The following is a 4924-nucleotide window of genomic DNA, read 5'->3' as shown; positions in this document are numbered from 1 at the left end:
AGCGCGCTGCTGAAGGAAGAGGCCTACGGGCGGGCGGCGGTCTTCGCCGTGGAGTGGGCGCTGGCCCAACTGTGGCGAGCGTGGGGCGTGGAGCCGAGGCGGGTGGTGGGCCAGGGAGTGGGGGAGTACGTGGCGGGAGTGCAGGCGGGAGCTTTCAGCCTGGAGGAAGGGCTGAAGCTGGCGGTGGTGGGCAAGCCAGGGCCGCGGTCCGCGCAGTGGCAGGAAGCGGAGAAGGCGCTGAAGGCGGACGGAATCGAGGTGTGCCTGGAGGTGGTGCCGCCACGGCCGGGAGCGGAGTGGGCCCAGGTGCTGGAGACGCTGGGCGGGCTCTACGTGAGAGGCGTGGAGGTGGATTGGGCGAAGTACGATGCGCCGTACGGAAGGCGTCGGGTGGTGCTGCCCACCTACCCCTTCCAGCGCCAGCGCTACTGGTGGCGCGGTGCGACGCCTCGCAAGGGGGCGCTCGCGCTTCGGAGCGAGACGGACATCAAGCCGCACCTGGGGCGGCGGTTGCGCTCGCCGGCGCTGGATGCGCTCGTGTACGAGACGACCTACGGGCGCTCCCAACCGACGCACCTCGACGATCACCGCCTCTTCGGGACGATGGTCGCGGCGGGGTCCTCGCACGTGTCGCTGGTGCTCTCGGCCATCGAGGACACCTACGGTTCACCGGCCTGCACGCTGGAGAACCTGGCCTTCCCACAGGCGCTGGTGCTCGCGGAGGGAGAGGAGCGCTCGGTGCAGGCCATCATCACCCCGCACGAGCAGGGTGGCTCGTTCGAGGTGAGGTCGTTGGCCGATCTCGACGGCGCGGGGACGTGGGCGTTGCACGCCACCGGCGGTCTGCGCATCGGACAGGTGGAGCAGCCGAAGTTGCTGCCCTCGCGCGAGGAGCTGCGCGCGCGCTGCCAGACGCGGAGCGCGGGCGACGAGATCTACCGGCTCCTGGCGGGGCAAGGCTACACGCTGGGGCCGGACTACAAGTGGATCAGCGAGGTGGCGCGCCAGGGCGATGAGCTCCTCGGGGAGCTGCGGTCGCATCCGGCGCCGGACACGCTGGAGGACTACCCGCTCCATCCGGGTCTCATCGACTCGTGCTTCCAGGTGCTCGCGAGCTGGGCCCTGGACCTGGAGAACCCGCGAGCCGACGCGCTGTTCATCCCGTTCAGCATGTCTCGCTTCACCGTCTACAGGCGGCCGCGAGGCACGGTGTGGTGCCACGCCCGCATGGAGGGGGGCGAGCGGGCCGGGGCCGAGGAGATCATCGGCGGCGACCTGCGGATCCTCGACGAGCAGGGGCTGGTGGCGGAGGTCCTCGGCTTCCGGGGGCGGCTGGCGAGCCGGGAGGCCCTGCGCGCCGTGACGACCGTCCGGAAGGAAGAGGCGCGCTACGAGGTCATCTGGCGGTCCGATCCACGACCCGCTCCGGTGTCCGTGACGGACAAGCGACCCTGGGTGCTGCTGGAGGACGAGCGGGGTGTGGGCGATCGGCTCGGGCGCCTGCTGAATGAGCACGGCGCCCCCGTGGTCCGTGTCCGCCGTGGAGCCACCTTCCGCAAGCTCGGGGCCGGAGCGTTCGAGCTCGATGCCCGGCGCCCGGAGGACTTCGCGCGCCTGCTGGACGAGGCCACCGTGAAGGGTGGCTGCGCGGGAGTGGTGTACCTGTGGGGCCTGGATGCACGGGTCTCGGAGGACGCGTCCGCGGAAGCGCTACAGCACGCCGTGCTGGAGGCGAGCGGGAGTGCCCTGCACCTCGTCAAGGCGCTGGCGGGTCGGTCCGGGAGCGCGGCGCCGCTGTGGCTCGTCACCGGGGGGGCTCAGTCCGTGAAGGAAGAGCGTCCGGCGCTCGCTCAAGCGCCGCTGTGGGGCCTGGGCCGGGTGATCGACCTGGAGCACACGGAGCTGCGCTGCTCGCGCGTGGACCTGGATCCCGAGGACCTCGAGGGCAGCTCGCGGCTCCTCTACGCCGAGCTGGGCCGTGACGGGAGCCTCCCGGAGCGCGAGGTGGCCTTCCGCGGCGGCGTGCGCCTGTGCCCGGTGCTGCGGCGGGACAAGGGCGCGCGGGGCGGCACCTTCAAGCCGCGACCGGATGCCACCTACCTCATCACCGGAGGCATGGGCGGGTTGGGCCTGGAGGTGGCCCGCTGGCTGGTGGAGCAGGGCGCGCGTCACCTGGTGCTGGTGGGGCGCCGGGCGCCGTCGGCCTCGACCTCCGAGCGGGTGCGTGCGCTCGAGCAGGCGGGGGCCCGGGTCACCCTCGCGTCCGCGGACGTCTCGCGCGAGGCGGAGGTGGCGCGGCTGCTCCAGCAGCTCGACGCGGAGTCGCCGCCGTTGCGCGGCATCGTCCATGCGGCGGGCGTGCTCTCCGACGGAGCCCTGCTGCAGCAGGACCTGGAGCGCTTCGAGCGGGTGATGGCGCCGAAGGTGGCGGGGGCGTGGAACCTGCACCGGCTCACCGAGGGCCGGGCGCTGGACTTCTTCGTCCTCTTCTCCTCGGCCTCGGCGACGCTGGGCTCGCCGGGCCAGGGCAACTACGCCGCGGCGAATGCCTTCCTGGATGCCCTGGCGCACGAGCGGCGCGCGCGCGGGCTGGTGGCGCGCTCGCTCGACTGGGGCCCGTGGGCGGAGACGGGCATGGTGGGCGCGGCGGATGGGCACGTGGCGCGAGCACTCGAACGCCGAGGCGTCCGGCCACTGCCGACTCCGCAGGCGCTCGCGTTGTTGGGCGAGGCACTCGCCGGTGGCCGGCCCCAGGTGGCGCTCCTGTCCATCCAGTGGCCGGTGTACCTGGAGGGGCTCGGGGCGCTGGGGCGCTCGTCCTTCTACGAGGCGTTGGCGCCAGCGCGGGCCGCCGAGTCGCGAGGGCTGGGGCCACAATCGCAGACGCAGTCGCGTCACCCGCTCGCGGAGCGACTCCTGGCGGCGCTGCCCAACGAGCGTGAGGAGGTGCTGGCGACGAGTCTTCAGCAGGAGGTCTCGCGCATCCTCCGGCTCGATGCCTCCACGGCGGTGGACTGGCGTCAGGGCTTCGCCGAGCTGGGCATGGACTCGCTGATGGCCATCGAGCTGCGCAATGTGTTGCAGAAGGGGCTCGGCCGGTCCATTCCCGCGACGGTGGCGTTGGATCACCCCACCGTCGACTTCCTGGTCCGGCACCTGCTGGACGAGGTGTTGAAGCTCGATGCGAAGGAAGCGCCACCCGTCCCCGAGCGCAAGCCCGAGCCCAGGGTGGAACAGGCGCTCGACGCCCTGTCCGATGCCGAGCTGGCGCGGCTGGTCGCGGAAGATCTCGCCAAGGAATCGTGAGGCCGGAATGTCCGAGGAGATCAACTATCGCCAGCTGCTCCAGCAGCAACTGGTGAAGATCCGTAAGCTGGAGGCTCGGCTGGAGCAGGCCGAGTCCGTGCGTCGCGAGCCCATCGCCATCGTCGGCATGGCCTGTCGGCTGCCGGGGGGCGTGGAGAGCCCGGAGTCCTTCTGGGAGTTGCTGGTGAAGGGCGTGGACGCGACCAGTGAGGTTCCTCCGGACCGCTGGGATGCCGAGTCCCTGCACGACCCGGATCCCCAGGCGAAGGGGAAGATGCGCACCCGGCGGGGTGGTTTCCTGAAGGACGTGGACCGGTTCGATGCCCGGTTCTTCGGCATCTCTCCGCGTGAGGCGGAGAGCATGGATCCGCAGCAGCGGCTGATCCTGGAAGTGTCCTGGGAGGCGTTGGAGCGAGCCGGCTACGCGGTGGAGCGCGGCAGGCGTGAGCGGGTGGGCGTCTTCGTGGGGGTGATGAACAACGATTACGGGCAGCTCGCGCTGGACTCGGTGGGCCTCGAGGGCATCGACCCGTACTTCATCGGCGCGAAAGCGAACTGCGCCATCTCCGGAAGGCTGTCGTATCTGTTTGGCTTCCAGGGGCCGAGCCTGGTGGTGGACACGGCGTGCTCGTCGTCGATGGTGGCGGTGCACCTGGCCTGCCAGGCCTTGAGGAATGGCGAGTGCTCGATGGCGCTGGCGGCGGGGGTGAACCTCATCCTCTCGCCGGAGGTGAGCGTCTATCTCTCGTGCAGCGGGGCGCTCTCGCCGGACGGGCGGTGCAAGGCCTTCGATGCATCGGCGGATGGCTTTGGCCGGGCCGAGGGCTGTGGCGTGCTGGTGCTCAAGAAGCTGTCGGAGGCGCAGGCCCAGGGAGACAACATCCTGGCGGTCATCCGAGGCTCGGCGGTGGGGCACGATGGCCCGAGCAGCTCGTTCACGGTGCCGAACGGGGTGGCGCAGCAGGCCGTCATCCGTCAGGCCTTGCAGGGCGCGGGAGTGGCGCCGGCCGAGGTGAGCTACCTCGAGGCGCATGGCACGGGAACGGCGATGGGAGACCCCATCGAGGCCGAGGCCATGTGGTCGGTGCTGAAGGAGGGGAGGAAGGGCGGGGAGTCGCTGTGGATGGGCTCGGTGAAGACGAACGTCGGCTATCCGGAGGCGGCTTCAGGCGTCGTGGGGATGATGAAGGTGGTGCTGGCGATGCGGAACAAGCAGTTGCCGGCGCACCTGCACCTGAATCAGCCCAACCCCCACATCGACTGGGCGGGGATGGGGGTGAGGGTGCCGGTGGAGCTGACGGCGTGGGAGCCGACGCAGGGCCGACGCATCGCGGGAGTCACCTCTTACGGCCGGACCGGCACCCTGGCGCACGTGGTGCTGGAGGAGGCGCCAGCGAGGGCGGAAGAGAAGCGAGAGGTGGAGAGGCCGGAGCACGTGCTGGTGCTGTCGGGGCGTGACGCGGAGGCGGTGCGCGCACAGGCGGGCCGCTACGCACAGGCACTGACGGAGGGCGGCGCGTTGCTGGGAGACGTGTGCTTCACGGCGGCGACGGGCCGAGCGCACTTCGAGCACCGGCTGGCGGTGGTGGGAAGCAGCGCGCGGCAGGTGAGGGAGCGG

The 4924-nt window shown here is 71.3% G+C and carries 2 protein-coding genes; both read left to right on the top strand.

Features of this window, described 5'->3' with window-relative positions:
- The coding region (locus VF794_RS35250; protein WP_331117511.1) for a type I polyketide synthase at positions 1-3306 on the top strand (3306 nt) is incomplete at its 5' end.
- Between the two features lie 7 nt (positions 3307-3313).
- Positions 3314-4924 (top strand): type I polyketide synthase (locus tag VF794_RS35245; RefSeq protein WP_331117510.1); only part of this gene is annotated, 1611 nt, incomplete at its 3' end.

The organism is Archangium sp. (genome assembly GCF_036389735.1).
GTDB lineage: Bacteria > Myxococcota > Myxococcia > Myxococcales > Myxococcaceae > Archangium.
Note: the sequence above shows the minus strand (reverse complement) of the source record. Positions and strands in the feature narration are given on the sequence as shown.